General features: G+C 56.1%; 24 protein-coding genes. 13 read left to right on the top strand and 11 right to left on the bottom strand.

The window, feature by feature from the left end; genetic code table 11:
* Window positions 1-2: 2 nt before the first annotated feature.
* The 6 genes from ACODTD_RS11910 to ACODTD_RS11885 are packed head-to-tail and all read left to right on the top strand — an operon-like array spanning window position 3 to window position 7102.
* Window positions 3-1445 carry a mannose-1-phosphate guanylyltransferase/mannose-6-phosphate isomerase gene (locus tag ACODTD_RS11910; RefSeq protein WP_011336674.1) on the top strand — a complete coding sequence of 481 codons (1443 nt, stop codon included), beginning with the start codon at window positions 3-5 and terminating at the stop codon, window positions 1443-1445.
* Window positions 1446-2243: an ABC transporter permease gene (locus ACODTD_RS11905; protein ID WP_011336675.1), complete on the top strand. Its 798-nt coding sequence runs from the start codon at window positions 1446-1448 to the stop codon at window positions 2241-2243.
* A complete protein-coding gene (locus ACODTD_RS11900) occupies window positions 2243-3493 on the top strand; it encodes an ABC transporter ATP-binding protein (protein WP_011336676.1) in 1251 nt (416 codons plus the stop codon). The genes ACODTD_RS11905 and ACODTD_RS11900 overlap by 1 nt, the downstream gene beginning before the upstream one ends.
* Window positions 3490-4857 carry a glycosyltransferase family 4 protein gene (locus tag ACODTD_RS11895; RefSeq protein ID WP_201819699.1) on the top strand — a complete coding sequence of 456 codons (1368 nt, stop codon included), beginning with the start codon at window positions 3490-3492 and terminating at the stop codon, window positions 4855-4857. The genes ACODTD_RS11900 and ACODTD_RS11895 overlap by 4 nt, the downstream gene beginning before the upstream one ends.
* Window positions 4841-5971 carry a glycosyltransferase family 4 protein gene (locus ACODTD_RS11890; RefSeq protein WP_201819696.1) on the top strand — a complete coding sequence of 377 codons (1131 nt, stop codon included), beginning with the start codon at window positions 4841-4843 and terminating at the stop codon, window positions 5969-5971. The genes ACODTD_RS11895 and ACODTD_RS11890 overlap by 17 nt, the downstream gene beginning before the upstream one ends.
* Window positions 5972-7102, top strand: coding sequence for a glycosyltransferase family 4 protein (locus ACODTD_RS11885; RefSeq protein WP_489104876.1), 1131 nt, complete (start codon window positions 5972-5974; stop codon window positions 7100-7102).
* Between the two features lie 4 nt (window positions 7103-7106).
* Here the strand turns inward: ACODTD_RS11885 and ACODTD_RS11880 are convergent, their stop codons facing one another.
* From ACODTD_RS11880 to ACODTD_RS11870, 3 genes are all read right to left on the bottom strand, one after another.
* Window positions 7107-9137 carry a 2Fe-2S iron-sulfur cluster-binding protein gene (locus ACODTD_RS11880; protein WP_011336680.1) on the bottom strand — a complete coding sequence of 677 codons (2031 nt, stop codon included), beginning with the start codon at window positions 9135-9137 and terminating at the stop codon, window positions 7107-7109.
* A gap of 38 nt (window positions 9138-9175) precedes the next feature.
* Window positions 9176-9802: a glutathione S-transferase family protein gene (locus ACODTD_RS11875; protein WP_041475473.1), complete on the bottom strand. Its 627-nt coding sequence runs from the start codon at window positions 9800-9802 to the stop codon at window positions 9176-9178.
* A 104-nt stretch (window positions 9803-9906) separates the two neighbouring features.
* On the bottom strand, window positions 9907-10833 hold the full coding sequence (locus ACODTD_RS11870; RefSeq protein ID WP_285354253.1) for a LysR family transcriptional regulator: 927 nt from the start codon (window positions 10831-10833) through the stop codon (window positions 9907-9909).
* A gap of 281 nt (window positions 10834-11114) precedes the next feature.
* On the opposite strand from ACODTD_RS11870, the gene ACODTD_RS11865 reads away from it, so the two are divergent.
* Complete coding sequence (locus ACODTD_RS11865) at window positions 11115-11990, top strand: TIR domain-containing protein (RefSeq protein WP_489104875.1); 876 nt, start codon at window positions 11115-11117, stop codon at window positions 11988-11990.
* Between the two features lie 245 nt (window positions 11991-12235).
* Here the strand turns inward: ACODTD_RS11865 and ACODTD_RS11860 are convergent, their stop codons facing one another.
* Entirely contained in the window at window positions 12236-12748 is a 513-nt protein-coding gene (locus ACODTD_RS11860; protein WP_489104874.1) for a DUF6367 family protein, read from the bottom strand.
* 682 nt (window positions 12749-13430) lie between these two features.
* Between ACODTD_RS11860 and ACODTD_RS11855 the strand changes: the two genes are divergently transcribed.
* The 5 genes from ACODTD_RS11855 (at window position 13431) to ACODTD_RS11835 (ending at window position 17787) form a co-directional block, all read left to right on the top strand.
* A complete protein-coding gene (locus ACODTD_RS11855; protein WP_489104873.1) occupies window positions 13431-14591 on the top strand; it encodes a PfkB family carbohydrate kinase in 1161 nt (386 codons plus the stop codon).
* 64 nt (window positions 14592-14655) lie between these two features.
* A complete protein-coding gene (locus ACODTD_RS11850; RefSeq protein WP_489104872.1) occupies window positions 14656-16035 on the top strand; it encodes a toll/interleukin-1 receptor domain-containing protein in 1380 nt (459 codons plus the stop codon).
* Window positions 16032-16730: an 8-oxoguanine DNA glycosylase gene (locus tag ACODTD_RS11845; RefSeq protein ID WP_489104871.1), complete on the top strand. Its 699-nt coding sequence runs from the start codon at window positions 16032-16034 to the stop codon at window positions 16728-16730. Before ACODTD_RS11850 ends, ACODTD_RS11845 begins: the two co-directional genes overlap by 4 nt.
* On the top strand, window positions 16727-17320 hold the full coding sequence (locus tag ACODTD_RS11840; protein ID WP_489104870.1) for a 7-cyano-7-deazaguanine synthase: 594 nt from the start codon (window positions 16727-16729) through the stop codon (window positions 17318-17320). Before ACODTD_RS11845 ends, ACODTD_RS11840 begins: the two co-directional genes overlap by 4 nt.
* Window positions 17320-17787, top strand: coding sequence for a TIR domain-containing protein (locus ACODTD_RS11835; RefSeq protein WP_489104869.1), 468 nt, complete (start codon window positions 17320-17322; stop codon window positions 17785-17787). Before ACODTD_RS11840 ends, ACODTD_RS11835 begins: the two co-directional genes overlap by 1 nt.
* 193 nt (window positions 17788-17980) lie before the next feature.
* Here ACODTD_RS11835 and ACODTD_RS11830 read toward each other — a convergent pair whose 3' ends face one another.
* The 3 genes from ACODTD_RS11830 to ACODTD_RS11820 are packed head-to-tail and all read right to left on the bottom strand — an operon-like array spanning window position 17981 to window position 20606.
* A complete protein-coding gene (locus tag ACODTD_RS11830; protein ID WP_489104868.1) occupies window positions 17981-18844 on the bottom strand; it encodes a DUF4231 domain-containing protein in 864 nt (287 codons plus the stop codon).
* 3 nt (window positions 18845-18847) lie between these two features.
* Window positions 18848-19324, bottom strand: a complete 477-nt coding sequence (locus ACODTD_RS11825; protein WP_489104867.1) for a TIR domain-containing protein — start codon at window positions 19322-19324, stop codon at window positions 18848-18850.
* Between the two features lie 49 nt (window positions 19325-19373).
* Window positions 19374-20606: a tetratricopeptide repeat-containing protein gene (locus ACODTD_RS11820; protein WP_489104866.1), complete on the bottom strand. Its 1233-nt coding sequence runs from the start codon at window positions 20604-20606 to the stop codon at window positions 19374-19376.
* A gap of 337 nt (window positions 20607-20943) precedes the next feature.
* Between ACODTD_RS11820 and ACODTD_RS11815 the strand changes: the two genes are divergently transcribed.
* A complete protein-coding gene (locus ACODTD_RS11815; protein ID WP_489104865.1) occupies window positions 20944-21543 on the top strand; it encodes a hypothetical protein in 600 nt (199 codons plus the stop codon).
* A 406-nt stretch (window positions 21544-21949) separates the two neighbouring features.
* Here the strand turns inward: ACODTD_RS11815 and ACODTD_RS11810 are convergent, their stop codons facing one another.
* The 4 genes from ACODTD_RS11810 to ACODTD_RS11795 form a co-directional block, all read right to left on the bottom strand.
* The gene (locus ACODTD_RS11810; RefSeq protein WP_489104864.1) at window positions 21950-22357 is read right to left on the bottom strand and encodes a hypothetical protein; all 408 of its coding nucleotides are present in this window, start codon (window positions 22355-22357) and stop codon (window positions 21950-21952) included.
* A gap of 60 nt (window positions 22358-22417) precedes the next feature.
* Entirely contained in the window at window positions 22418-23218 is an 801-nt protein-coding gene (locus ACODTD_RS11805; protein WP_489104863.1) for a hypothetical protein, read from the bottom strand.
* A gap of 1435 nt (window positions 23219-24653) precedes the next feature.
* A complete protein-coding gene (locus ACODTD_RS11800) occupies window positions 24654-24959 on the bottom strand; it encodes a hypothetical protein (protein ID WP_489104862.1) in 306 nt (101 codons plus the stop codon).
* Between the two features lie 77 nt (window positions 24960-25036).
* Window positions 25037-25507 carry an antitoxin Xre/MbcA/ParS toxin-binding domain-containing protein gene (locus tag ACODTD_RS11795; RefSeq protein WP_489104861.1) on the bottom strand — a complete coding sequence of 157 codons (471 nt, stop codon included), beginning with the start codon at window positions 25505-25507 and terminating at the stop codon, window positions 25037-25039.
* Window positions 25508-25637: the final 130 nt, after the last annotated feature.

Raw genomic sequence — 25637 nt, 5'->3', positions numbered from 1 at the left:
CCATGCTGATCCCCGTGATTCTGTCCGGCGGTGCCGGCACCCGTTTGTGGCCGGTGTCCCGGGAGGGCCATCCCAAGCCGTTCATGACCCTGCCCGACGGCCAGTCGCTGCTGGGCAAGACCTACCGGCGCGCCGCCGCGCTGCTGGACGGCTGGGGCGACATTGTCACGGTGACCAACCGCGAGTATTACTTCCAGAGCAAGGATCACTATCAGGCCGCGCACCTGTCCCGCCATCGCGGGCACTTCCTGCTTGAGCCCACCGGGCGCAACACCGCGCCGGCCATTGCGGCGGCGGCACTGTCGCTGCAAGCCCTGCACGGTGATGCGGCAATCATGGTGGTGATGCCCGCCGACCATTTGATCGTCAATGAAGAGGCGCTCAAAAGCGCGGTCGAACACGCGGTCAATCTGGCGAAGGACGGCTATCTGGTGACCTTCGGCGTGGTGCCGACCGCCCCGGAAACCGGTTTCGGTTACATCGAGACCGGCGCACCGCTCAACGACCGGGGCGCGGCCAAGGTGCAGCGTTTCGTGGAAAAACCCGACCTGCAAACCGCCACCCATTACCTGGAAAGCGGCAACTTCCTGTGGAATTCGGGGATGTTCTGCTTCTCCACCGCAACGGTGATTGCCGAACTGGCGCTGCACGCCCCCGAGTTGCTGGAACAGACGCGCGCCTGCATGGCCGCCAGCGAACCGGTGGAAACCGCCGGTTGTCTGCAACAGGAGTTGTCCACGCAGCTGTTCGCCGAGATCACCGACATCTCCATTGACTACGCCTTGATGGAACGCTCGGAGAAAGTCGTGGTGGTACCCGCCGGTTTCGACTGGAGCGACATCGGATCGTGGAGCGCGGTCGCCGCGCTGGTGCCGGCCGACACCGATAACAACCGAGCCAGCGGCGAGGCGATCTTCATCGACAGCCGCAACAACTTCGTTCAGAGCGAAGGCCGGCTGGTGGCCGCCGTCGGTGTGGAAGACCTGATCGTCATCGACACCGCCGACGCGGTACTGGTAGCCCACGCCGACCGTGCGCAGGATGTGCGGCGGGTGGCCAAGCAGCTCAAGGACAAATCCCACGAAGCCTATCGCCTGCACCGCACGGTCAGCCGTCCGTGGGGCACCTACACGGTGCTCGAGGAAGGCCCGCGCTTCAAGATCAAACGCATCGTGGTCAAACCCGGCGGCAAGCTGTCGCTGCAGATGCACCATCACCGCAATGAACACTGGGTGGTGGTCGAAGGCATGGCCAAGGTCACCAACAATGGCAGCGGCACGACGCTGGTGGCGAAGAACGAATCGACGTTCATCGCCGCCGGTCACAAGCACCGTCTGGAGAACCCCGGCGTGATCGACCTGGTGATCATCGAAGTGCAAAGTGGCGAATACCTGGGAGAGGACGACATCGTCCGCTTCGAAGACCAATACGGCAGGACGGTGTGAATGCTGCTTTCCCTGTACCGCTCGCTGCACGACTATCGGGGTTTCATCCTCGGTAGCGTCAAGCGGGAGTTTCAAGCGCGGTATCGCAATTCGCTGTTCGGCGCGCTGTGGACGGTACTCAACCCGCTGTCGATGATCATCGTGTACACGGTGATCTTTTCCCACATCATGCGCGCCCGTCTGCCCGGCGTCGACGACGGCATGGCCTACAGCGTCTACCTGTGCGCCGGGCTGCTGACCTGGGGCCTGTTCTCGGAAATCACCCTGCGCAGCCAGAACATGTTTCTGGAAAACGCCAACCTGCTGAAGAAAATCAGCTTCCCGCGCCTGTGCCTGCCGGTGATCGTGCTGCTCAATGCCGGAATCAACTTCGCGATCATCATCGGCCTGTTCCTCGGCTTTCTGTTGATCACCGGACGCTGGCCGGGCATGGCCCTGTTGGCACTGGTGCCGTTGCTGGCGCTGCAAGTGCTGTTCTGCGCCGGATTGGGGATGATCCTCGGTGTGCTCAACGTGTTCTTTCGCGATGTCGGGCAATTGTTCGCCATCTGTCTGCAATTCTGGTTCTGGCTGACGCCGATCGTGTACCCGCTGAGCATCCTGCCCGAGTGGGTGCAGCGCCTGTTGCAGCTCAATCCGCTGACCAACCTGATCGGCAGTTACCAGAATCTGTTTCTCTATGGTCAGTGGCCGGTATGGAGTTCGCTGCTGCCGATCTTCGTGATCGGCCTGCTGTTGTGCGCAGTCGGCCTGCGCCTGTTTCGCCGGCGGGTCGGCGAAATGGTGGATGAACTCTGATGGGGCACATACGCGTCACTGGCCTGGGCAAGGCCTACAAACAGTACCCAACTCGCTGGAGCCGCCTGGCGGAATGGCTGATTCCGTTTTCGCCGATGCGCCATCGCCAGCACTGGGTGCTGCAGGACGTGAATTTCGAAATCGCCCCCGGTGAAGCGGTGGGCATTGTCGGGGTCAACGGCGCCGGAAAAAGCACCTTGCTCAAGATGATCACCGGCACCACCCAACCGACCTGCGGCCAGATTCAGCTCGAGGGCCGGGTCGCGGCGCTGCTGGAACTGGGCATGGGTTTTCATCCGGACTTCACCGGTCGGCAGAATGCAGTGATGGCCGGGCAACTGCTGGGCATGCAGGTCGAAGACATCGAAGCACTCATGCCGGACATTGAACGCTTCGCGGAAATCGGCGAGGCCATCGATCACCCGGTGCGCACCTACTCCAGCGGCATGCAGATGCGCCTGGCCTTCAGCGTCGCCACCGCGCGACGCCCGGACATTCTGATCGTCGACGAAGCGCTGTCGGTGGGCGATGCCTACTTCCAGCACAAGAGCTTCGACCGCATCCGCAGCTTCCGCAAGGCTGGCACCACGCTGCTGATCGTGTCCCACGACCGCTCGGCGATCCAGTCGATCTGCGACTCGGCGATCCTGCTCGAAGGCGGCCACATGGTGATGCACGACAAGCCCGAAGCGGTCATGGATTACTACAACGCCCTGCTTGCTGAACGCGAAGGCCAGACCGTGCGCCAGGAACTGCTCGACGGCGGACAAGTGCGCACCGTGTCCGGCACCGGCGAGGCCGGGATCCTCAGCGTACGCCTGCTCGATGAACGCGAACGTTCCATCGACGCTGCCGAAGTCGGTCAGCCGGTGACCCTGGAAGTCGAGGTAGAGATTCGCCAGGACATCGAGCGGCTGGTGCTCGGCTTCATGATCAAGGATCGCCTGGGCCAGGCCATGTACGGCATCAATACCCACCGCCAGAATCAGGCGCTGGAAGACCTGCGTGCGGGCGAGCGCATCACCTATCGCTTCGCGTTCGTCATGGGCCTGGGCAAGGGCAATTACTCCGTGGCCCTGAGCCTGTCGCGACTGGACTCGCACCTGGACCGCAACTTCGAATGGCGTGACTACGGGCTGGTGTTCCACGTGATCAACAACCGTCAGGAAGATTTCGTCGGCTGTTCCTGGCTGGGCGCCAGCACCTCGATCACCCGCCACGCGGACAGCCTCGCGGAGCGTGCGCCATGACCCGCCTGCTGGTCGAATGCACCCACGTGTTCAAACACCCGAAGGTCAATTCGGGGATTCAGCGGGTGGTGCGCAACGTCATCAAACAGCTGCCGCCGAGCGCCGAAGGGGTCGAATGCGTGCCGGTGGTTCTGCTCAAGGGCCAGTTGTACCGAGTGAAGCGTCTGGCGCCGCTGGATTCGCCGCTGTTCAATGCCATCGTCACGTTTGGCGAGCGTCTGGAACGGCTGGCTCATCGTTTCTGGCAGCTGCATCAACGGCTGGACACCCGTTGCCGCACAAAACTGGCACGACGCGTGTTGTACGTCGGCTATCGCCTGACCTCGTTCGGTGCATTCGGGCTACCGCTGCGGCTGGTCGGGCTAGTCAATCGCTATCAAATGCCCCAACGCTGCGAGCCGCTGCAACACCAGCCGGGCGATCAACTGGTGCTGCTGGATTCGTCCTGGCATTCCGACTTTTTCCTGCATGCCGAGCGCCTCAAACAGGAAGGCATGGGCATCGTTGCGGTGATCTACGACCTGATTCCCTTGTCCCACCCGCAGTTCTATGACACGCGGCTGGTCGAGGTGTACAGCGAGTGGTTCGACTGGATCGCCCGCAACGCCGACGGCTTCATGGCCATTTCCGCCACCGTGCGTGATCAGCTGCGTGCAGAAATGCAGCGTCGCCTCGGGTCGGCACAAGTCGGCAAACGCTGGTTCGACTACTTTCACCTCGGTTCGGAGCTGGATCTGCAGAGCGTCGAGGCCGCCGTCGAACCACGTTTGCAACAGCTGTTCGCGACACCGGAGCCGATGTTCCTGATGGTCAGCACCATCGAGCCACGCAAGAACCACGACTATCTGCTGGATGCCTTCGACCATGCCTGGACGAACGGCTCGAACGCCCGGTTGTGCATCGCCGGGCGCATTGGCTGGAAGTGCGACGCACTGCTGGCCCGGATCCATCATCATCCCGAACTGAACCGACGCCTGTTCATGTTCAACGACTTGAGCGACACCAGCCTCGAACACGCCTACGCCCATGCCAGCGCGCTGGTGTTTCCCTCGTTCGTCGAAGGTTTCGGCCTGCCGCTGGTGGAAGCCATGCAGCGCGGGCTGCCGGCGATGGGCAGCGATATCCCGGTGTTTCGCGAGATCGGTGGCGAGTTCATGGCGTATTTCGACCTGCAGTCGCCACAAAGCCTCGCCGATCTGCTGCAGAGCTTTGAGCGCAGCGGTCGATTCCCCGCCGCCCGCGATGTCAGCGACTGGCAATGGATTGGCTGGCGTGAAGCCAGCGCGCAACTGGTCGAGCGTACCGCGCGCCATGTACTGGAGGCACCTCAGGTGCCGGCGAGGCAACATGCACATAGCCCTTAACGCCCGCATTCTCCAGGCACCACGCACCGGTATCGGTCATTACGTGGCCGAACTGGTGAATGCCTTGCACGCTGAAACCGATATCGAAGTGGCGCTGTTCCACGGCTGGGGCTGGAGCTCGCAACTGCCGGAAGCGGCGATGCCCGGTTATTCGCGCCTGACGCCGCTGCTGCGGCGGATCCCCGGCGCCTATCAGGCCCGCCGGTGGCTGGAGCAGAAACGCTTTGATCAGGGCCCTGCGCAGCCGGTCGATCTGTATCACGAACCGAGCCTGTGGCCGCTGGCTTTCGATGGCCCGACCGTGATTACCCTGCACGATCTCACACACCTGCATTTCCCCGAGACTCAGCCGCCGGCACGGCTGCGGGAAATCGAACGGCGGCTCGCCGACGGCGTACGCCAGGCGCGGATCATTCTGACCGACTCGCAAGCCATCGCTGACGAGGCCCGGGACTATTTCGGACTGCCTGCCGAGCGCTTCGTGGTCGCGCCGCTGGGTGTTGCCGCGCGTTTCCATCCGCGCGATCCGCAAGACATCGATGCGGTGCTCAAGGCCCATGCGGTCGAGTATCGGGAGTATTTCCTCTGCGTCGGCACTCTGGAGCCACGCAAGAACCTGAACCTGGCCCTGCGCGCCCACGCGCTGTTACCGGACCCCGTGCGCCAGCGTTTCCCGCTGTTGATCGTCGGCATGGCCGGCTGGCAGCGCGACCAGTTCAGTGAGGAATTGAATCAGGCCCTGGCTTGCGGGCACGTGTGCCTGCTCGGCTATCTTCCCGATGAGCAAGTCGCGCAATTGCTGGCCGGTGCCCGGGCGCTGATTTTTCCGTCGCTTTATGAAGGTTTCGGCCTGCCGGTGCTGGAAGCGATGGCCAGCGGCACGCCGGTGGTGCTCACCCGTTCTTCGGCCATGCCGGAAGTGGCGGGAGACGCCGGCAACTATATTGAAGCTGACGATGCAGACGGCTTGTGTAATGCGATGAGCCGACTGATCGATGATCAAGCGCACTGGCAGGCATGCCGGGAAGCCGGATTGCAGCAGGCACGGCTTTTTTCCTGGAAGCGTTGCGCGCAGGCCACGGCCAGCGCCTACCACCAGGCCATGGGAGGTTGAATGCGAGTTCTTCATTTCTTCAAGACGTACCTGCCTGACTCGGTCGGCGGTATCGAACAAGTCATCTTTCAACTCTGCGAGAGTGGCGCCCAACACGGTATCGAAGGCCAGGTGCTGACCCTGAGCGCCCATCCAGAACCTGCGGTGGTGCGTCTCGGCCAGCACGAGGTGCATCGGGCAAAACTGGATATCCAGTTCGCCTCTACCGGTTTTTCCTGGAGCGTGTTCAAACAGTTTCGCGAACTGGCCGCCGAAGCCGACGTGATCAACTACCACTTCCCGTGGCCGTTCATGGATCTGGTGCATTTCGCCAGCGGCGTAAACAAACCGACGGTGGTGACGTATCACTCGGACATCATTCGCCAGAAGCACCTGCTCAAACTCTATCGCCCGCTGATGAACCGTTTTCTCGCCAGTGCCGACCGGATTGTCGCGGCCTCGCCAAACTATCTGCACACCAGCGATGTGTTGCAGCAGTTCCAGGACAAGACCCGGGTCATTCCCTACGGTTTGAACAAGGCCGGTTATCCACAGCCCGACGTCGAACGCATGAACCGTTGGCGGCAGCAGCTTGGGGATAAGTTTTTCCTGTTTGTCGGGGTGATGCGTTATTACAAAGGCCTGCACATCCTGCTCGATGCCTTGAAAGACGTCGATTACCCGGTGGTGATCGTCGGCGCCGGCCCGCTGGAGCAGGAACTGCACGCCCAGGCCGCCGCGCTGGGCCTGCGCAACCTTCATTTCCTCGGTCGTCTGAGCGATGAAGACAAGGTCGCCCTGCTGCAACTGAGCTACGCCATCGTCTTCCCGTCGCACCTGCGCTCGGAAGCATTCGGCATTTCGCTGCTCGAAGGCGCGATGTACGGCAAACCGATGATCTCCAGCGAGATCGGCACCGGCACCAGCTTCATCAATATCCACAATGAAACCGGATTGGTGGTGCCACCGAGTCATCCACAGGCGTTTCGCGAATCGATGCGCACCCTGTGGGAAGACCCGGCCCTCGCTGCCGAAATGGGCCTCAAGGCCGAGGCCCGCTATCGGCAGTTATTCACAGCCGATGAAATGGGCCGCAAATGGACCGAGCTGTATCAGGAGCTGCTGGAGGAAAAGGCGTTGTCCTACGCCTGATCCGTTACAGATCCAGCACCAGCGGCTGGGCACTCTGGGCCGGCACCGCGCAGCAGATCAAAACCTGCCCTTCCTCCGGTACTTCAGCCGGAGGCTGTGGATAATTCACCGCGCCGCTGATCAGCCGCGTCTTGCAGGTGCCGCACGAACCACCGCGACAACTGAATTCCGGACGCAGGCCGCGGCTTTCCGCCAGCTCCAGCAAACTGCCGCCGTCGGGCTGCCAGCGCGCTTCCTTGGCCGAACGCTCGAACAGCACCGGCACCGACGTGGTCGCAGCCGGCGGTTGTTCCATCACGATCGCGTCCGGATCGGCTTGGCGCTTGAGGGTCGAAGGGCCGAAGGTTTCGGCATGGATCTGCCCGTCCCGCACATTCAGTTCGCGCAAGATGTCGTAAATACCCTGGGTAAAACCGCCGGGACCGCAGAGCACGAAGTCGACCTGATCGAAGTCCTCGTCGGTCAGCAGATTGCGCAACAGATCGCCATCGATACGACCACGCAGGTCGAAGTCTTTTCCTTCTACCAGATCGTCTTCCGGCTGACTTAGCACTCGCAACACTTTCACGGCATCACCGGCATCCTCCAGCAACCGATCCACCTCTGCGCGGAACGGCTGGTCGGCGAGGCTGCGGGAACTCTGAACAAACAGGGTCGGACGAATCCGTCGCGTCCGCAGGCCCTGATACACCACCTCACGCAGCATCGACAGCAACGGCGTGATGCCGACGCCGGCGGCGAGCAGCACCAATGGCTTGCGCTCCAGTGCCGCGACGGTGAAATGTCCTTGAGGCAAGCGCGCCTCCAGCACATCGCCTACGCGAATCTGCTCATGCAGGTGCGTCGACACCCGTCCTTCGCGCTTGACACTGATCCGGAAAAAATCGTCCGACGGCGCGCCGGACAGGCTGTAGGTGCGGATGTGCACCTCGCCATCAAGGGTGAACCGCAGCGGCAGATGCTGCCCGGCGAGAAACACCGGCAGTCCTGCGCCATCGTTCGGCTCCAGATAGATCGAGCGGATGTGACGGCTTTCCATTTCGACTTTTGCCACGCGCAATGGCCGCCAGCTGTCCCCCAATGCCTTGGCCTGCAATCGTGCATCGGCCTGGGCCCAGTTACCGGTCAGCAGGCTGGTGGGTGACATGCCGTCGAAGCGCCAGCGAAGAGCCAGCGCTGCCGGACGCCGAACCAGTTTTTCCACCTCGAAAGTCCACAACCGTTCGGCGCCCTGGAAGGCCTCGATCTGCGGCGCGTCAAGAATGATCTCGGTGCGACCGCTGAGCTGCAACACATCGCCTGTGGAAAAGTCGATGAAAAGCAACCCGGCCAAGGGATTGAGCAGCAGATTGCCCAGCGTGTTGAAGTGCAGGTTGCCGGCAAAATCAGGGATCGTCAGGCGATTACCCTCGATTCGCACAAAACCGGGCTGACCGCCGCGGTGGGAAACATCCACCGAACGCTCGCCGTCGACGTCGACGTAACTGGCGACGAAGAAAGTATCAGCGCTTTCAATCAGCGCAATGGCGGCGGCGTCGAGGCTATCACGGTGTTCGGCTTTGCGGGTCTGCGGATCCGTCAGCGGCACTCGCTGAAACTGGCGCAACTGAATGTACTGCGGGCAGTTGCCGAACGACTGATCGACCGTCAGCCCGAAGCCGTTCGCGTCGAGATTATCGATGTGGCCATTGAGCCGATTGCGCCGGCGGGTGTGCAGTTCGATCCCAAGCAGACCGATCGCTGCGCCAGCCTGTAACTGTGCCGGATCGTCGGCAGCCGGCAGACTGGCGAACTGCAGTTGCGTCGGCTCGGGAGAGTGAGCAAAGCCCGGCTCCCCCTCCAGCACACTGGCCCAGGGGCGACCTTCGGCATCCACCGCGCCGTACAGCATGAAAGGCAATTGCTGATAGAACTGGCGGTGTTGATCCGGCATCCAGGTGCGAATCACCTTACGACCGAATTCCTCCATGCGCTCGGCAACGCCGACATGGGCCTGCAACTGTTGCTCGCCAGCGTGCCACGGTGAACGTTCCATCACGGTCTCTCCCCTGCGCCGTCGGCGCAGATTGAATGTCAGACGGTGGTTTGCAGGCCGGCAACGGTGCGCGGCATGCCGACAAAACCGGGCAGCGCTTCGATACGCGAGAGCCAGGCGCGAACGTTAGCGTAGTCGTCCAGCGATACATTGCCTTCCGGCGCGTGGGCGATGTAGCTGTAGGCCGAGACATCGGCAATGGTCGGCTCAGTGCCCGCCAAATACGGGGTTTTGCCCAGTTCCAAGTCCATCACCTTGAGAAAATTGTGCGCGCGGGTGATGACTTCCTCAGCGTTGAACTTCGCCCCGAACACCGTGATCAGGCGGGCGGCGGCAGGACCGAAGGCAATCGGCCCGGCGGCTGCCGACAACCAGCGCTGCACATGCGCGGCGCCGACCGGATCGCTTGGCAGCCAGCGGCCATTGCCGTATTTCTGTGCCAGGTAGACGAGAATCGCGTTGGAGTCGGCCAGTACCACGCCGTTGTCATCAATGGCCGGTACTTGCCCGAAGCTGTTGATCGCCAGGTAGCCGGGCTGTTTGTGCTCGCCTTTGGCCAGATCGACAAAGATCAGCTCGGTCGGCAGTTGCAACAGTGACAACATCAGCTCGACACGATGGGCGTGGCCGGAACGCGGGAAGTTGTAGAGTTTGATCGCTTGCATGGTCGACTCCGCTGGATGATGGCGCCGTTCAGGGTGGACGGCGGCCGTGGGAGCCATCTTCCACCTATCGTGAAAACAACAGAATCACCAGCAAATGCAATCCATTATTTCTCTGGATGAAATAAAGCGGCATTTTTCAAGGCGGGATGCTCACGCAATGCGTTCACCATGAAGTCGACAAAACTGCGCACCCGAGCCGGCGCCTTGCGCCCGCCCTGATACACCACGTGGATCGGCAGCGCAGGCAGTTCGAACTCGGCGAGGACGATTTCCAGTTCGCCGGAGGCGACCTTGCTGGCCACCTGATAAGACAGTACCCGGGTCAGCCCCAGGCCTAGCGACGCCGCCGTGATTGCAGCCTGATTGGCGGTGACCACCAGACGCGGCTCCGGTTTTACCCCAATCAGTTCACCGTGCTCCATGAACGGCCAACTGCGCTGCTGGCCGATGGCCGACGTCGCCACCACCGGCGCCCCGGCCAAGGCCTGCGGATGGGCAGGCCGACCATGGACCGCGAAGTATTCCGGCGAGCCGCAGATCACCCGCCGCACCTCACCGACCCGGATCGCATGCTGATTGCTGTCCGGCAACTCGCCGATTCGCACCGCGACGTCGACGCCCTCCTCGACCATGCTCACCACCCGGTCGAGCAACAGGGCATTGATGGAAACGTCCGGGTATTGCGTCAGATAACGCGCCATCACCGGCGTGACAAACAGTTCACCGAATAAAACAGGCGCCGTCACCGTCAACTGCCCGCGGGGCTGGGCATGACTGCCGGCAGCGGAATCCTCCGCTTCCTGCACCTCGGCGAGAATTCTCCGACAGTCTTCCAGATAACGCAGGCCCGCTTCGCTCAAATGCACACTACGAGTGGTGCGGATCAACAACTGCGTACCGATCCGCTGCTCCAGCCCCGCCACCGCCCGGGTTACGCTGGCTGCCGACAAACCCAGGCGCCGCGCGGCAGCGGAGAAGCCCTGCTCCTGGGCGACGATGGCGAAAACCTGCATTTCCTGGAAGCGATCCATGGTGCCCTCGATCCGGATAAAAAAATCGCAGCCGAAGCTGCGATTTTATGGGGTGATCTTAAACAATTAAGTCAGTCTCGTCGGCTCGCGTAGCTTGGCGTCTGTAGGCCGCCACTTTGAGTTTTAAAGTCAGTCTCGCGAAACCGCCAACCTGGGTTTACGCCTCGCAAAAATAATTAGGTCAGTCTCGCCTGAAGAAAAAGCGGCCGGGGGCCCAAAGGGTGAACAGACATTTCAAAATCAGCAATAATGGCCTACCGCTACCAAGGAATGCGTAGACCATGGCACGAAAAACCACCTCTGTTACACCTCCGCAGCCGAAGCTGAGACTGACATCTCAAGAGATCGATCGTGGCCTTGCTCGACTATCTGAACGAATTGCAGAGCTTCGCGCTTTTGACCTCAATACCGTCCGGGATGGGAATACACCCGAGCTGAAGGCTTTGGAGGTTGCCATCAAGGATAGTCTGACCAGATGCTTCGGGGAGGACACCAGCGCCTATCGCACTTACGCTGCCGCCACTGACCTCACGTATTACCCGATGATGATTAGTAGCGGACAGCGGATCGATTACCACTCGCCAATTCAACGCCGGGTGCTGAACTCTATTGCTTTGCTTGAGCAAGCACAAAAAAGCTTGAAGGAGGACTTGGCAGATCTCCCAGCATCGGAGGATGTCGAGACCGCCTCGGCCCCTGAAAATAAAACTGTCCATTCAGATCGAGTATTTGTGGTTCACGGCCATGACGAGGGAGTTAGAGAGTCGGTGGCTCGATTCCTTGAGAAACTTGGTCTTGAGCCAGTCATTCTCCACGAACAGGCAAATCGTGGTCGCACCGTAATCGAGAAAATTGAAGGACACCGAGACGTCGGATTTGCGGTGGTGCTGCTCACGCCTGACGACGAAGGCTGCGTAAAGGGCGGACAATTGGAGCCACGTGCCAGGCAAAACGTCCTGTTGGAGCTTGGCTATTTTCTTGGCTACCTAGGTCGTGACCGAGTCTGTGCACTGAATCGTGGCCAGATTGAAATTCCAAGCGACTTCGCAGGCGTGGTGTGGACTTCGATGAATGACGAAGGTTGGAAGCAAGCCTTGAGCCGGGAGCTTCAGGACGCTGGGTACGAAATTGATTGGAACAAGGTGATGCGCAGCTAGGCAGGCGGGACTAAAGCCCTGACCTAATCCTTGCTGACAAAGGTGGCTGGAGGTGTAGCCTGCGATGGTCTGCTCCGAGACTTTGTTCGCAAATTGCCTCCCCTTGGAGACACGCGAGAGCCCGCCCCGGAAGCGGGCTTTTTCGTATCTGCCAGTAAAAGTCCCATCAGACGATCTCAATTTCCGTCACACAGCTTCTGCCTCGACTCGAGCGCGTGAAGACTCGGCCTCACCCTAACCAATTGCTACCAACGTAACCATGCAGGAAGGTGGGCGATGGATTTTTCCACGTAGAACTCAACCTTCGCCTCTTTTCCATCACTCGAAAAAGATGGAGAGCCGCTGAGAAGCGGCCTTTCAACCACCTGCTTGGAGTCAATGCTCTCAAGGCTTATGGACTCACCAAGACCTAAGATTTTCCTTGCTATCGCCTGGACCTTTCTGCTCTGTCCCAGCTTAGCGTTGAATGTTTTTTTATCATGCCGGCTACCATCATCGTTCCAGGAAACCTGCTTGCCTTTTGAGGATCGATGCTTAGTTTTGGAGATATGGACGTGACATTTTGAATTGTTTTTTTGATCTGCTGCGTCTAACCGAGCAGACCAAACGCTGTCAATTTCCCTCCAACTCCCTTCGAGGGAAATGGTCACGCAACTGAAGACCTCTGCTGGTAACGTCACGTACAGGTCGGTGATTTCATCAAGCTCGTCGCTTGACTCGGAATTCAACGCAGCTTTCAGGTAATCGCTGAGGCTCATGTCTCTCACTGCCTATTTCCGGGTGTTCGCTCTGTCTAGATTTGTGCTTTCAGGCGCAATTTAATAGATGCAGCCACTCGCCCAGCATCATCGATGTCCACCGTATGACAGACCGGATTGAGCTGCGCATTCAACCCTCGATGCACCATCCGTTCATCAAGATCATGATCAGGAAATTTTGCACCGAACCGCTCGAATCATGCCATAGATGCACATGTACATGCTGTCGATGCCCATGGTCCCCTCTCCGGTGAAGATTCTTGCGGGATTGTACTTCGAGCTGAGCAGGCGATGACTCGGTCACCCCATCAGGAGCTCTTAGGGTAGTCCATCGATGAGTTGGCATCCGATGAACGTTTTCCAAGTTCACTACCAGGATTGGAGCGGGTGTGAAGATGCGACCGATCACTTGTTAGAAATGCCAACGATTTTTTGTTGAGGCTGCCCGGATAACATCGGACCTAAACTGCTTGACGACGCAGCAGAGCTCGCAAAGAAATAACATCATCTAACCTAGCCGAGTTATGTATTGCCCGTTCCAACCACTGCACCTAGTATGGCAATGTGCCGCCAGCGGAGTTTGAGGCACTATATGAGCAGAGTCAGGCAGCGACCTCCACTGCTGCCTGACTCAAACAAAACACTTCCGAGAAAGCCGGAGCGGTTCACTGCGAGGTAAGGAATGCATATCGTGGGTGGCTTCTACCGTGAGCTGTGTCATCTACCTGAGTGGGACGCGCCCATGGGATCCGGTGCACGTGCAGCATTGACTGTCGCTGCACTCTCACCGGGCACGGAATTCACGACCTATGCTGCTGCTAGCGAGAGCATGGCGGTTGAAGCACTTGAGCGCCATGGCATCGCAACCACCGTCGCGACAAGACCAAGCCCCATTGTTTTCGCCTACTTCCATCCTCTCTCATCTCCACATATAGAGCCAGGACGTGAGGAATTGATCACTCAATCCTCCCTGCAGGTAACGGCTGATGCGGTTTTGCGGTTCGGCTTCCTGGAGGGTGATGCTGTCGTCAAGGCGCGCCGTGCGGTGTATGACCCACAGACGTGGCGAAAGCCGAAGCCATTTTCAGCTAACGGATCATCGGCAGATGAACTCGCCCTTGTCATGAATGAGTTGGAAATATCGAGTGCTACGGGCATAGAAAACATCGACCAGGCAGCACATCACCTCATCCAAACCCAAAAAGCTGAGGTCGTGGTCGTCAAGCAAGGCCCCTACGGCGCCAAGGTCTATGACGCCTCAGACAGCAGTACTCACGTTCCTGCGTACAGCTCAGTCCGAGTGTTCAAGATCGGAACTGGGGATGTGTTCAGCGCGGTATTTGCTCACTACTGGGCACAGATGAGAATGCCGGCCCATGAGGCTGCAGACCTCGCTTCCCGCGCAGTATCACTCTACTGCGAAACCCGCACATTCAAGTTCGACAATGCTGCCCTGGCTGCTCGCCAACCCGTCTTTGCAACTCGCGGGGCCACCGCCTGCATTGAAGCAGGAATCGACGCGATTGGGCAGCGTTACGCGCTGGAGGAAGCTCGCTTCGCACTGAGAGAATTAGGAGTCAATGCGATTTGTCCAAATATTGAGCTCGCAATTCCCACTGGGAATTACGAGGCAATACTCGTTATAGACGATGCTCTCCCTCCAGAATCGGTAGGTCGCATTGCAGAACATGCTGCTCGGGGCACACCTATCATCGTTCTCAAAGAACGGGCAGAAAGGGATACACCATGGCCCACAGATACTTTGACAACACCGGACTTTACAACAGCCCTGTATTTCACAGCATGGGCGGCAGGCGAAGCTTTGTCACCAGGCATGCCTTAAACACTTAAAGCATCACCCTCAGGGTAGTGCAATGGAATGTAATCAGCTGAGGCTCAGTCCACACATGGCGGACGTATACATCATTTATGCCAAAGAGAACCGGGACATCGCGGTAAAGGTGCACGATCTGCTTTTCAAGTCTTGGACTGTGTGGATGGATGACCTCATTGTGGGCGACTTCGCTACTGCCATCAAAGAAAATCTCCAGAAAGCGGCGTGCGTGGTGGCACTGTATTCAGAATCCGCAAGCAAGCCAGCGGTGACAGATGAGCTAAGGCTTGCCACCAAATACGGTAAAAAAATCATCCCGTTGCAGCTTGACGATAGTGATCCTCCCTATTCTTTTGGGAACCTCAGCACCGTTAATTTCCAATATTGGTCAGGCGAACCCGACCATGAGGCATTCAAGCTACTTCAGGTCAAAATCCAAGAAGTAGTGCCCGCAATGCGGCCCGCCGAGAGACTATCATCGCTTGAAAGTAACACACTGCCGATCCCAAACATTTTCATGTCGGTATCGTCTCACGAAACTCAATTCAAGCCTGCAGAAGCGTTAAGCGTGCTGAAGGCTCATGGCACGAAGTCGATTCTAGTGTCCGCGTACGACCTGAGAAGATCTGAAGACAAAGATCAGATGATTGAGGAGATCAAAGCTTATCGTGAGCGAGGAGGATTTGTTCTCATCGACTCAGGCAATTACGAGGCAGACCGTACCGAGGACAAAACATGGACGGCGGCCGAGTTTCATCAGGCTCTGCTTGAGACGCCACATGATTGTGCGTTTTGCTTTGACAACCTGGAGCCAAGCAGTGATCTGGAGATGGCAGTTGAGGAGGTCATTCAAGCGTTCGAGCGAGACCGCCTAAACACATCAGCGCCGGTGTATCCGATTGTGCACGTGTCACAGGATGAAGAGGGGCTCAAACGCCTTCCAAACATCGTTTTTGAAGTGGCCAATCGTATCCGTCCAGGTGTCATCGCCATAGCAGAGCGAGAGCTGGGCCCAGGCTTGGCTCTTCGCGCTCGGACGATGAAGCGTGTCAGAACTCAGCTACAAAATCTTCCTTTTTATCAGCCCATCCATTTGCTCGGCACAGGCAATCCTTGGAGCATCTCGGTGCTAGTGGCTGCCGGCGCCGACACCTTTGACGGCCTCGAATGGTGCCGATTCAGCATCGACCCCACCAGAGGCCGCCTTCACCATTTCCAACATTTCGATTTTTTCAAGCACTTATGGAATAGAACCCCTCTGCTTGACATCGTCGACACCGATCCGAAAATCAAATATGCGGGCAAGGTGGCACTTTACAATCTGGAGTACTATGAGGAGTTTGGGCAACTGATGCATTCTATGATTGCAAGCAACGACGCAACATTGTTCGCAACAGGCATTGGACTGACCGCCCCAGAGCTCAAGAAGCTATTCCCGGAGATTTTTCAATGACCATCTATAGTGCCGAAGCCCTTTGCAGAGCGGTCGCGGCAGTCTGCCCAGACATCCGGGAGCGTATCGACACCGGACCCGTCTTGGATGAACGACACCTATGGTGGGAGTTGTCGTGCTGCATCCTCAGCAGTCAGGTGCCCTACCCACTTGCAATGGCGGCTGCGGACAGGATCGATGCGCAGGGCTATCTGCGCGTAGGTGAGCAAGATCACCTTAAGCTTGCTGATCAGCTGTTCGCGGCGCTTATTACCCCTCTTGATGTCGAAGGCAAGCGTCGGCTCTACCGTTTTCCGAGGGCAAAAGCGACCCATCTGGCAGCGACATGGCTGGCGGTGTCCCAAGCAGGGGGATCCCTCAAAGCCTTGATCAGCGGAGATGTAAATGGCGTGAGGGCCTGGCTTGTGTCGAACGCCTCCGGGATGGGCCCCAAGCAGGCGAGCATGTTCTTGCGCAATTGTGGCGTTACCTATGACTTGGCCATACTGGATCGACACGTACTCAATTATATGTCGGCTCAGGGTATCTGCTCAGGCGAGCAGGTATCAATTGCAGGACTGAACCAATACGGCAGATACGAAAACCGTCTTCGTGATCATGCCCAACAGATGGATTGCCCCGTAGGTCTTCTGGACTGGGCGATATGGATTGTGATGCGCGTCGCAAACCGCAAGCAGGAGGCTGTATTTTTATGAGCATCGTAACCCTTGTTTCCGGGGGACTGGACTCTACGCTTGTCGCCAAACTGGCGCTTGAAAAGGGTCTGCGAATTTTTCCTCTTTTTGTCGATTACGGTCAGCGTGCACGCAATCGTGAATTTGCGGCCTGCCAGTTGGCAATGAGAAAGCTGGGACTACCTGAACCAGAGGTGGCGGCCTTATCGGGCTTCGGTAAGCTGATTCGATCAGGTCTCACAGATCCGGGTCTTCATATCATTGACGATGCCTTTACGCCTGGTCGCAACATGCTATTCCTGCTCACCGCAGCCGCGTATGCATACCAGAAAAATGCTGATGCCATTTCGATAGGCCTGCTGCATGAAAGCACTAGCCTCTTTCCTGACCAGACTTCTCACTTCCTTCAACAGGCTGAGCAAATGATCTCTCTGTGTATGGGTAGATCGATCAAAGTGCTCGCACCGTTATCCTCATTCACAAAGCAGGACGTTGTCGCTCTCGCCGAAGCCAAAGGGATATCTCAAACCTATTCCTGCCACCTTGGCGAGGACGAGCCCTGTGGTGATTGCATCGCCTGCAACGAATTCAAGTTTGAGGGAGCACAGTAATGGGGGGGAGCAGCTCTGGAGGATGGAGTCGCCTTGGCGACGTCAAGTCGCTTGAACAAAAGGCCAAGGCGGCGCTGAACGAAGGCAAACGCAACGTGTTCATCAGCTTTGCGACTGAGGACATGAATGAAGTCAATCTGCTTAGAGCGCAGACAAAAAACGAAAACAATGATCTTGAATTCAACGATCATTCTGTAAAGGAGGCTTATGATAGTGATCAGGCCGACTATATCAAACGGAAAATCACCGAACGTATCAACCGCTGTTCTGTGACGGTCGTCTATATTTCAGGCGAAACAGCACAAAGCAAGTGGGTGAAATGGGAAGTCGAAAAAAGTTTGGAATTAGGGAAAAAGGTTATAGCAACTCACGCCGGAGATAGCTTTAACGGAGCGAAGCCTAGTTGGATTTCTGAACAAGGAATCAAAATGGTACCTTGGTCTGGCCTAGCAAACGAACTCAAGTAACCCATCCATACATGAGGCCCGGATCGGGCCTCGGAGTTACAATCAGAATTGACGGCTGGCCCTCCTCTCAAGTGCATCCAGCTTTTTAGGAAGAGCATTGTCGGTATTCCCAATCAAATGCTATATAGTGATATATGAGGATCCGGCAGCTAAAATAATTTTCCTCACAATTTTCACAACTCGCAGTGGTTTGTCAGTTGTCTTTTCGTGCTTCCCACTGCGTATGTTCACGAGAGAATGCATTCTCCGCGTCACCAACAAACTTTGATAGCTCCACATCCTCTGCCAGACCGTATGCATCCTCACGGATAAGCGCAATCTCATTGGCTGTGAGTGCATATGAGGTCGATAGCTCTGTGAATCGCTTTGCCTGCATCCACGTCAAAATGCTAGCAGCAACAGTGATGAAAACATCCGTAGGAAAATACTGAAACGCGGGATTAGCAATCTTTGACGCCGCGCAAGCCAAAGCGATTAAGTTAGCTACGATCAGCCCGGTAAAAAAACATTTGGCGGCAGTGGAGTTGAATTTTGCCTTACGCTTGTACCACTCCAGTTGGTCGTTAATGCGGTGATCAATGTAGGTATCGCGCCGTTGAGTAAAGGCCTGAGCCCTCATTTGCGTCATAGTGTCTGTGACTTGAGGTGCGGAAGCATGACTGATCAGCTGGTTCGAGACACCAGGATTTTGCTGCACGACGTCTCGAAGCCTACTGATTAACAGCGACCTTGATTCCTCGTCGCTCTTGTCGAAGGGTTCGGCGCGAGAAACATAGCGCCAAGTCATCGTTTTGATGGATTCTGCAACTGCTCGCCCCGAATACCATGACTTTTCAGGTCTTTTCCATGCGAGGAAAACGGAACTAGCAAGCGCGAGCAGCAACAACATAAATTGGATGAGCGCAGCAACCCAGTGGGGGTAGTTGATCACGGAGACAAGGGCTGCAAGCACTAGCAGCAAGAGATTACTGAAAAGGGCACCGAGAAAATATTTCTGGGCGTTGCCAGAAAGGGTGTCAGCCGACTGGTATATTCCTGGGAAGTCCGTATTTTGCATTGATTAATCCTTGTATCCAAGATTTTTGTAGATCTCAGGTGCATAATAATAATCACCTAGCTCACTGTTGGTTGGGTGAGTTAAGGCATACTGAATAATCGCTGGCGAAAACGGCACAAACACTGCGCCAACATTCTGCAAGATCGGAGGACAGAGGTCAGCATTGAGATGACGACTACCGTCTAGGTTGACGCCGATGAGCTTACAACCCTTCTCCATGGCTACCTGGATCTCCCAGCGCACATACTTGTGTTTAGATCGCGTGTCCTGCCCGATCAGAAGCGCGAAGGTGCCCGCCAAGTCAATCCGCTCTCGGCATTTGCGCTTGATGTAATCTTCGTCCTCAGAATTCAGCGCCATGTTCAGCTGACAATCTGCAAAATTGAAATCAATGCGCGTGTTCTTTTTCCATGCCCCCATCAGCTCGTACATATGCCGATCAGTGCTGCTGAAGCCCACGAACGTTCTAGGCAACCCCATTTTTCATCCCTTTTGCGAACTACGGCGTTTCTCGTCGTAATTTTTGACTTTACTTTTCATCCGGCGTGAGCGTCGCCAGCCGGTCTGCTCGGATCTTGAAAAGCTCATCTTTCCCGGTCTGGTAAGTATCAATTTCCCACTGGGCTTGGGCGGCGCCTCGAAACATTTGTTCAAAGGGCTCAGCTTTTTCAGGCTGTTCGCACGCAAAATAACAGTTGGCCAAAGTTGCATAAATCCAACGTTTGTCGGGCCTCTCTAGGAAATTCTCGGAACTCAAAACAGGTTGTAGCGCCTTCAGAAGCATCTGACGGATCTTCTGGGCACACATGAAATCAAAAAACTTCTCCGAACGCGCAGACTGAACCTGCGCGCGAAACTCGAAACACTGCGCCAGATTCTGCCCATTGTAATAGTCACGCTTGACCTCAAACCCTCGACGGTAATATTGAATCGAAGCATCAAGGGAAGATCGATCACCCTCAAGTAACCACAGACGCTTGGTGATGGCCCCTGCAATGCCTACGGTTTCCGGGTCATTGGACTCGTCGGGATTCAGTTGTGCAATGATTTCGAAAGCTGACCGCAGAGCTGTGAGCTCGTCTGGCAGCTTGGACTTATAGGTGTTAAGCGCCAGCTTCTGGAGAATGTTAGGTTCCCCGGGCCTCATTTCGCGGGCAGCAGAAAACTCCCGGCAAGCCAGCTCATGCTTGCTTTGACGCATGAAAGTTTCACCATCGCGCATATGCCTAGAAAAGCGCAGATGCGCCTCCTCGGCCTCACCAAGCAACTCTTCATATTCCTCATCAGACATACGAGGCGAAAGCAGTTTGGGCAGGTAGGTGTAGACCGGACTGTCAACAGCTTGAGCCTCCATTACAGATCCGATGAGCGTCCCCAGATCCTTGACCGCCCTTCTAGCCTCCCGTGCCAAGATGTCATCACCGAAATGCTGATATCGAAAAGTACTGATGTGATTTAGATCAAAGTACAGTTTGCCCTGATCTTCACTCATGATGATGGTCGAGTTAGGTCTGAGTGCATGACGTACACCCAACTCATAAACAGCATTCACATTCCCTGTGGAAATGTCGGCAATTACCAAGTCCGCCCTGAGCAGCATCTCGTACATTTTGACATCGATGATGCCTGACTGGGTGATTTCATCAGCCCTGATGCACCTCAAACCGTTGCCCGAAACAGCTGGCTCAATGATAGCCTCGTAGGTGGCGTCGAGATCTAGAACCCTACCCGTCTCATACTCAACTTTCTTGCCAAAACCCATTACGACAAAGCATACCTTCATCACAATATCCCATTCCAACAAGGGATAGGCTGACTGCCTCCCTGACGTCATTGAAAATTCGGTTAGATATTCCGGAGAACATCGACACGGAGGGGGCGCAGCTCAAGTAGCCCGCGCTCATCAAGAAACCGGGGGCCGGCAACTCGAGATCACGAAGATTCAACCCAAAGCGGCGGGCGGGTAGAGTATCCGTAACCTAAGCTGGCCCCTTACCCTTTTTTTGCATATCAATCTGCCACTGGCCCTGAACAGACTATCCTCCATACTCTTGCCTTGAGCAATCCTGCCTGGGAACCAAGAAAGGACCAATCTCTACATGCAGGCCAAAACTTACCCATCCTTCATCTCGGAGCTTATTATGGATGAGCATCGTGAAGCACCTGTTCGACTCGATTACTTCCGTTTAGTTAAACGTCTCAACGAGTACCTAGCCAACCTCGGTGACGAGCGAATCGATGAGGATATTCAAGAAGCATGGGCAGGTTACTTCCAGGAAATGGCCATCACGCAGGAAGAAATTGACATCATCGGACGTTGGTACAGCAGGCATTATACGGTCAGCCTCTCGATTCCGACTCTACGCCGTTATGTAGAGCATCTTCGAGCGCACTCTTTTTTGCCGGATCAACGGCTCGTAGATCAGGTTGAAAGTGATGCAGCCGCAATCCTTGAGGTGTGCGCATCAATGGGGCTGGATGGCCACAGGCTCTCTGACGCACTCTTCCAGGCTGCCGCGTTGGTTCACCACGCTGTCTATCGTGCAAATTATCCAAACATCGATTCAGCTTGTATCCGCCAAGAAATCGAGAGCCGCGCACGGCTCGCGGACTACTTCTCACGTGACATTTTGAATGAAGCTCAAAATGGATTCGGGGCCGCAGCGAAGATAGGCAAGGCTCTTTTTCCCCGACACTGAAATTCGATCCAAGCACAGCGGTTGTGTGCCAGAACAGACCAAGGCGAATGGCGCGCTTGGCCTATCGACTCTTTTGTCTACGTGGCAGTGTGGGACACAAAACGTGTGAGCACGCAGCCAACCCATTCCAACCACGCCGTTCTACAAGACGCTGATTGCTCGGCGGATTGACTATCCGGAGCAAACACCAGAGTTCGCATACTCCCACGGTCGTTGAGGACGGCCTCGTTGTAACCAAAGAAATCGAGCAGATCCCACCTCCACAGTCAGCACAGCACTACCCAGTCCCATCTTCACGCGACTTCGGTGTGTTCACCAGCACCGTGTCAGGATTGCGCAAACAATCGGACCAAACTCGCTGTACGGTTTGATTGGCCAGTGGGCTGGCCCATGCTCAGGTCCCGACTCAACGCTTGATATTCATCGTTTCGACGGCAAACAGGTATAGGGCGAACATCCGCACAAATTCGACACTGCCGAACAGCTTCAGGTTGATAGGATCGGGAACATTCGACACGTACCAAAAAACTATGCACAGGCAGAACGTTAATACCACCCCACCCAAGTAGGGCCCCCAGCTGAAAAGATCGTGATCGGCCAGGCGGCTGTTCAGGTTGATTACACAGTGCACCCACGACACGACCATCACAGAGGCGAAAAATAAAAAGAAGGGCAGCAGCAAGCTGGTAACGGAAAAAGGATCCTTGATCGGCCCTCCACCGTCAACGAATGTCGAAAGAGCCAGCGCTGCAAACACGTTCAGCAGCGGGCGAGACTTGATCCTACCCAAAGCATCCAGAAGATCCTTGAACACTTATGTTTGATCCTTGCATGAGTTGAAACTTAGGCCCGCCTGCAAATCTGCAGTGGACCATCAACGCTTTCGGGGACGGTTCTTTTGTTGACGACGAATAGCTGCAGAGTGCTGAGATTTACGCCGTGCCATTTGCTGATTGAACGGCCCCAGCACTTTGTCCAGGTCTCCGTAAAAATTCGATTTCGACCTGACAACCTCGGTGAAAAAATAGCGCTTAAAAGTAGAACTCTCAAAACGTCCATGCCTCCAGCAGTGCAGCATAAAGTTGCTGCTCAAAAAGAAGCAGAAGCCGCCGAACAAAATGGTCAGCTGCAAGTACAACGCTTGGTCCGTAGCCAGTTCACCGGATGAGTTTTTCACCAGCAACCAATACACCGCCGTAGTCGCTCCCAGTACCACACAGAACATGGGTAATAATGCTCTCTTGCGTATGGGCTGCCCGGCAACACTCACTTGCGTACCTTGGATTAAGGTGTACAGGGCATTCACCAAAAAGGGGAATCCAACGAAAGCAATGTCGATACCTGAGAAAGCGTAGCTCACCGAATCCAGCCAATAGACACCGACTAACGCCAGCGCCGTGATCGCGGCGACGATCAAATCCTTCTGTAGCGATTCAGCGTAATCAAGGTAAAGCCGACCATTTTTGCCCAAGCGCGAATGAACGTAGTCGACTAGTTCTATATACGCCAGCGGCCATAACGATGCCGTAAAGCCGACAATGTAAAAAGCTTTGAGCAGGGCAAAAAACTCAAGATTGTAAAGCAGCGCGAAAGGGTTGACCCTCAGAGCGAGGAACCCCCAAAAAAGCGACACCAGCAGAAGCGGATAGAAGAGGATGCGGTGCAAGTAACGCATGAATTTCCCTAGCTAACAGATCAGGAGTGCAATTGCCCGGGCTGGACGGCTAAAACCCAAAGCGAAACAGGGCCTACCATCCTCTTCGTTGCAAACCAGAGCAGCGTGGCATCCGAAGCTCGTCGCAAATCTGCGCGCTTTGCTTGCCCAAATTGACCAACAGTTCGATCTGACCACAGTCGCTACGCTTGGAAGTAAAATGGCCAAGTGACGCTTGGACGATATCACGCTTAGCGGTGCCAACGCCTATAGAGAAGGACATGGCCTACGAGTTGAAACTGTCACCAAGTTAACGTCGAATCTATCGACGCGGTGCTCTACATCGCGACCAAGGCCAGATCAGTGCGTTGCTGGCCGGTACCGCTACGGAAGAAGGACGCATCGGCTACGTTGCACTGACGAGCGCGAAAAAACTATTTTGGCTGGCCGTCCCAAACAGTTGCTTAGGCGCAATGCGCATCGCCTTGATCAAGGCTGGCTTCACAGAGGCCTCGTCACGGTGACGATGAGCCAACCAGACTCGGTCGATCATGCTGCTGGCATAGCGACCAGAACTTTTTGTCCGACAAAAAGCGACTTGTTCGGCTCCTCTTTTGACGTTCACCGATTGCTCTCGTGACAAGTTGGCCCAACAGGTTGCAGTTAATGAGAAATACGTTGACCCATGGTATCCGCTTCTAGCGCGCCGGTCTTCTCGTAAAAGCACAACGCTGCTGTGGGTGCTGGCGTCGAATTGACCCAGTTGCCGATTGCACGCAAAGCCAGTACCAATTGGGAAAATCCAGCACTTGTAATGGGTTCATAGGGGAGAGCTTGGGGCACCAATTTTTCAGCAAGTGGGTCAATCCTATACTAGCGGCAACACATAGATATTTCCCCGAACAAAAGTGATGCCGAACAAATGCAGTCGCTGTTCTCCCGCATCGAAAGACTGATCACGTCCTCTCAAAGCAGCGAAAGCACATTCGAAAGCCTGGTTTCAGCACTGGAAGAGCTCACCGTCGGATAGGTCGATCAGGATACGAAAGACATGCTGGCCGCTGATTCGGATGAATTGACTCTAGTAGCGATAGCGATATTGAAGCCTACGCATTCGGCGAACGGGTGGCCACGCATTCCTACGACCAGATGAACTCCAATACCGGCCCCTTCGTCGAGTTCTAACTGTCGGATACAGGTCGGCCCAGAGGTGGCGGTTCAAACGGAAGAGCACTGCCACCAGCAGTCAAAGCGAGCGTGCTGCGATAACTATGGTCGAAGCATCTGTCGTGATTTCAGGATTCGGGCAAGAGCTTGTGTGGCGTGAGAGAACGCATCGTGACCCAGGTCATCAATGGGTCCGCTCCCTCTTGATTAGTGCGTTCTGAACAAGAACCTGCAATCGAAGTGAACTACTATTTTCTTCTGCGGAAACGGCCGTTGTGGCCACGCTGCATCAACCTCTGTCCTTGAAGAAATCATCCTTCGTCATCAAACCGAAATCGTCATCCGGCATTCCGCCATCATCGTCGAAGAGCCCTTGAGTACGCGGCTCTTGCTTGAGGCCGACAACAGCTTGGAAAAAGCAGCCTTCACACAGGTGTATCTCGTACCGCTCACCGTCATGCTTCGTTCCATAGCCCCAATGCGCCTGCAACGTTGCAAATTGAAGCCCACCGTTGTGTACCTTGGTGGTGAGCCGACAGACATCGCAAACAACGTCTCTGACACCATCAATTTCGACCTTACCGATAACTTTCATCTCCCATCTCCTCACGTCAGCAAGCGTATGAAAGCAGATGAGCCCCGAGTGACCGTATGGCGTGGAGGGGCACGCCGCTACTGATAAACACCCAAGCGAGCGCGCTCTAGGTAGTCCACCACAACCTTGAAACCCACCGAGGTATTGAGCATCTCGAAAGGAACAATCCCTGAAAGGTGCTTACACGACCGTCCGAGCCAATTCTCGGCGAGCGTTTGAGAGCCGAAGACTATCACTGCAAGCTCAAGTCCCTGGGCGTATTGGAGCGCTACAGCGCTCTGCTGGGGATTCAATCGGACTTCGTTCTGGGGGTTACTCAGCCGTTGGATGGTCCGAGCGGACTTCCCCATGATTCGCTCCAGGAGCTTGTAAGATTTGAATAGGCTTGATGAGCGGACCATAGCCTGAACATCACTGAGGGCAAAACCAGCTTGGACGAGGCGCAGGATGTCCAGATGACTCAAGCTTCCCGTCTCAGCATGGGTCAACTGGAACGTCGGTGGTTGAGCTGCGGCTCCTGTTTGAGGTCTCAAGATTGAAGAACTCATTGGACTGACCTCCCAATGCTCTGGATGCCAGATTTAATCCGTTTCTCTCTCATTGTAGTGATCAGCCGCTTCGAAAGTGAGTTAATCCCACCTCGGCTCGCAGGATCGCTAAAGATCACTACTTCACTCT

Source organism: Pseudomonas sp. FG35 (assembly GCF_057809295.1).
The sequence above is the reverse complement of the archived record's forward strand: the minus strand, read 5'-3'. Positions and strand labels throughout refer to the sequence as shown.

Excerpts from the sequence above, each read along its gene's own strand:
- ACODTD_RS11900 (WP_011336676.1), top strand. The coding sequence starts at position 2,243 with ATGGGGCACATACGCGTCACTGGCCTGGGCAAGGCCTACAAACAGTAC.
- ACODTD_RS11905 (WP_011336675.1), top strand. The coding sequence starts at position 1,446 with ATGCTGCTTTCCCTGTACCGCTCGCTGCACGACTATCGGGGTTTCATC.
- ACODTD_RS11880 (WP_011336680.1), bottom strand. The coding sequence starts at position 9,137 with ATGGAACGTTCACCGTGGCACGCTGGCGAGCAACAGTTGCAGGCCCAT.
- ACODTD_RS11815 (WP_489104865.1), top strand. The coding sequence starts at position 20,944 with ATGCAGGCCAAAACTTACCCATCCTTCATCTCGGAGCTTATTATGGAT.
- ACODTD_RS11840 (WP_489104870.1), top strand. The coding sequence starts at position 16,727 with ATGAGCATCGTAACCCTTGTTTCCGGGGGACTGGACTCTACGCTTGTC.
- ACODTD_RS11875 (WP_041475473.1), bottom strand. The coding sequence starts at position 9,802 with ATGCAAGCGATCAAACTCTACAACTTCCCGCGTTCCGGCCACGCCCAT.
- ACODTD_RS11830 (WP_489104868.1), bottom strand. The coding sequence starts at position 18,844 with ATGCAAAATACGGACTTCCCAGGAATATACCAGTCGGCTGACACCCTT.
- ACODTD_RS11895 (WP_201819699.1), top strand. The coding sequence starts at position 3,490 with ATGACCCGCCTGCTGGTCGAATGCACCCACGTGTTCAAACACCCGAAG.
- ACODTD_RS11850 (WP_489104872.1), top strand. The coding sequence starts at position 14,656 with ATGGCGGACGTATACATCATTTATGCCAAAGAGAACCGGGACATCGCG.
- ACODTD_RS11825 (WP_489104867.1), bottom strand. The coding sequence starts at position 19,324 with ATGGGGTTGCCTAGAACGTTCGTGGGCTTCAGCAGCACTGATCGGCAT.
- ACODTD_RS11890 (WP_201819696.1), top strand. The coding sequence starts at position 4,841 with ATGCACATAGCCCTTAACGCCCGCATTCTCCAGGCACCACGCACCGGT.
- ACODTD_RS11820 (WP_489104866.1), bottom strand. The coding sequence starts at position 20,606 with ATGGGTTTTGGCAAGAAAGTTGAGTATGAGACGGGTAGGGTTCTAGAT.
- ACODTD_RS11860 (WP_489104874.1), bottom strand. The coding sequence starts at position 12,748 with ATGAGCCTCAGCGATTACCTGAAAGCTGCGTTGAATTCCGAGTCAAGC.
- ACODTD_RS11885 (WP_489104876.1), top strand. The coding sequence starts at position 5,972 with ATGCGAGTTCTTCATTTCTTCAAGACGTACCTGCCTGACTCGGTCGGC.
- ACODTD_RS11805 (WP_489104863.1), bottom strand. The coding sequence starts at position 23,218 with ATGCGTTACTTGCACCGCATCCTCTTCTATCCGCTTCTGCTGGTGTCG.
- ACODTD_RS11835 (WP_489104869.1), top strand. The coding sequence starts at position 17,320 with ATGGGGGGGAGCAGCTCTGGAGGATGGAGTCGCCTTGGCGACGTCAAG.
- ACODTD_RS11795 (WP_489104861.1), bottom strand. The coding sequence starts at position 25,507 with ATGAGTTCTTCAATCTTGAGACCTCAAACAGGAGCCGCAGCTCAACCA.
- ACODTD_RS11870 (WP_285354253.1), bottom strand. The coding sequence starts at position 10,833 with ATGGATCGCTTCCAGGAAATGCAGGTTTTCGCCATCGTCGCCCAGGAG.
- ACODTD_RS11910 (WP_011336674.1), top strand. The coding sequence starts at position 3 with ATGCTGATCCCCGTGATTCTGTCCGGCGGTGCCGGCACCCGTTTGTGG.
- ACODTD_RS11855 (WP_489104873.1), top strand. The coding sequence starts at position 13,431 with ATGCATATCGTGGGTGGCTTCTACCGTGAGCTGTGTCATCTACCTGAG.
- ACODTD_RS11845 (WP_489104871.1), top strand. The coding sequence starts at position 16,032 with ATGACCATCTATAGTGCCGAAGCCCTTTGCAGAGCGGTCGCGGCAGTC.
- ACODTD_RS11800 (WP_489104862.1), bottom strand. The coding sequence starts at position 24,959 with ATGAAAGTTATCGGTAAGGTCGAAATTGATGGTGTCAGAGACGTTGTT.
- ACODTD_RS11865 (WP_489104875.1), top strand. The coding sequence starts at position 11,115 with ATGGCACGAAAAACCACCTCTGTTACACCTCCGCAGCCGAAGCTGAGA.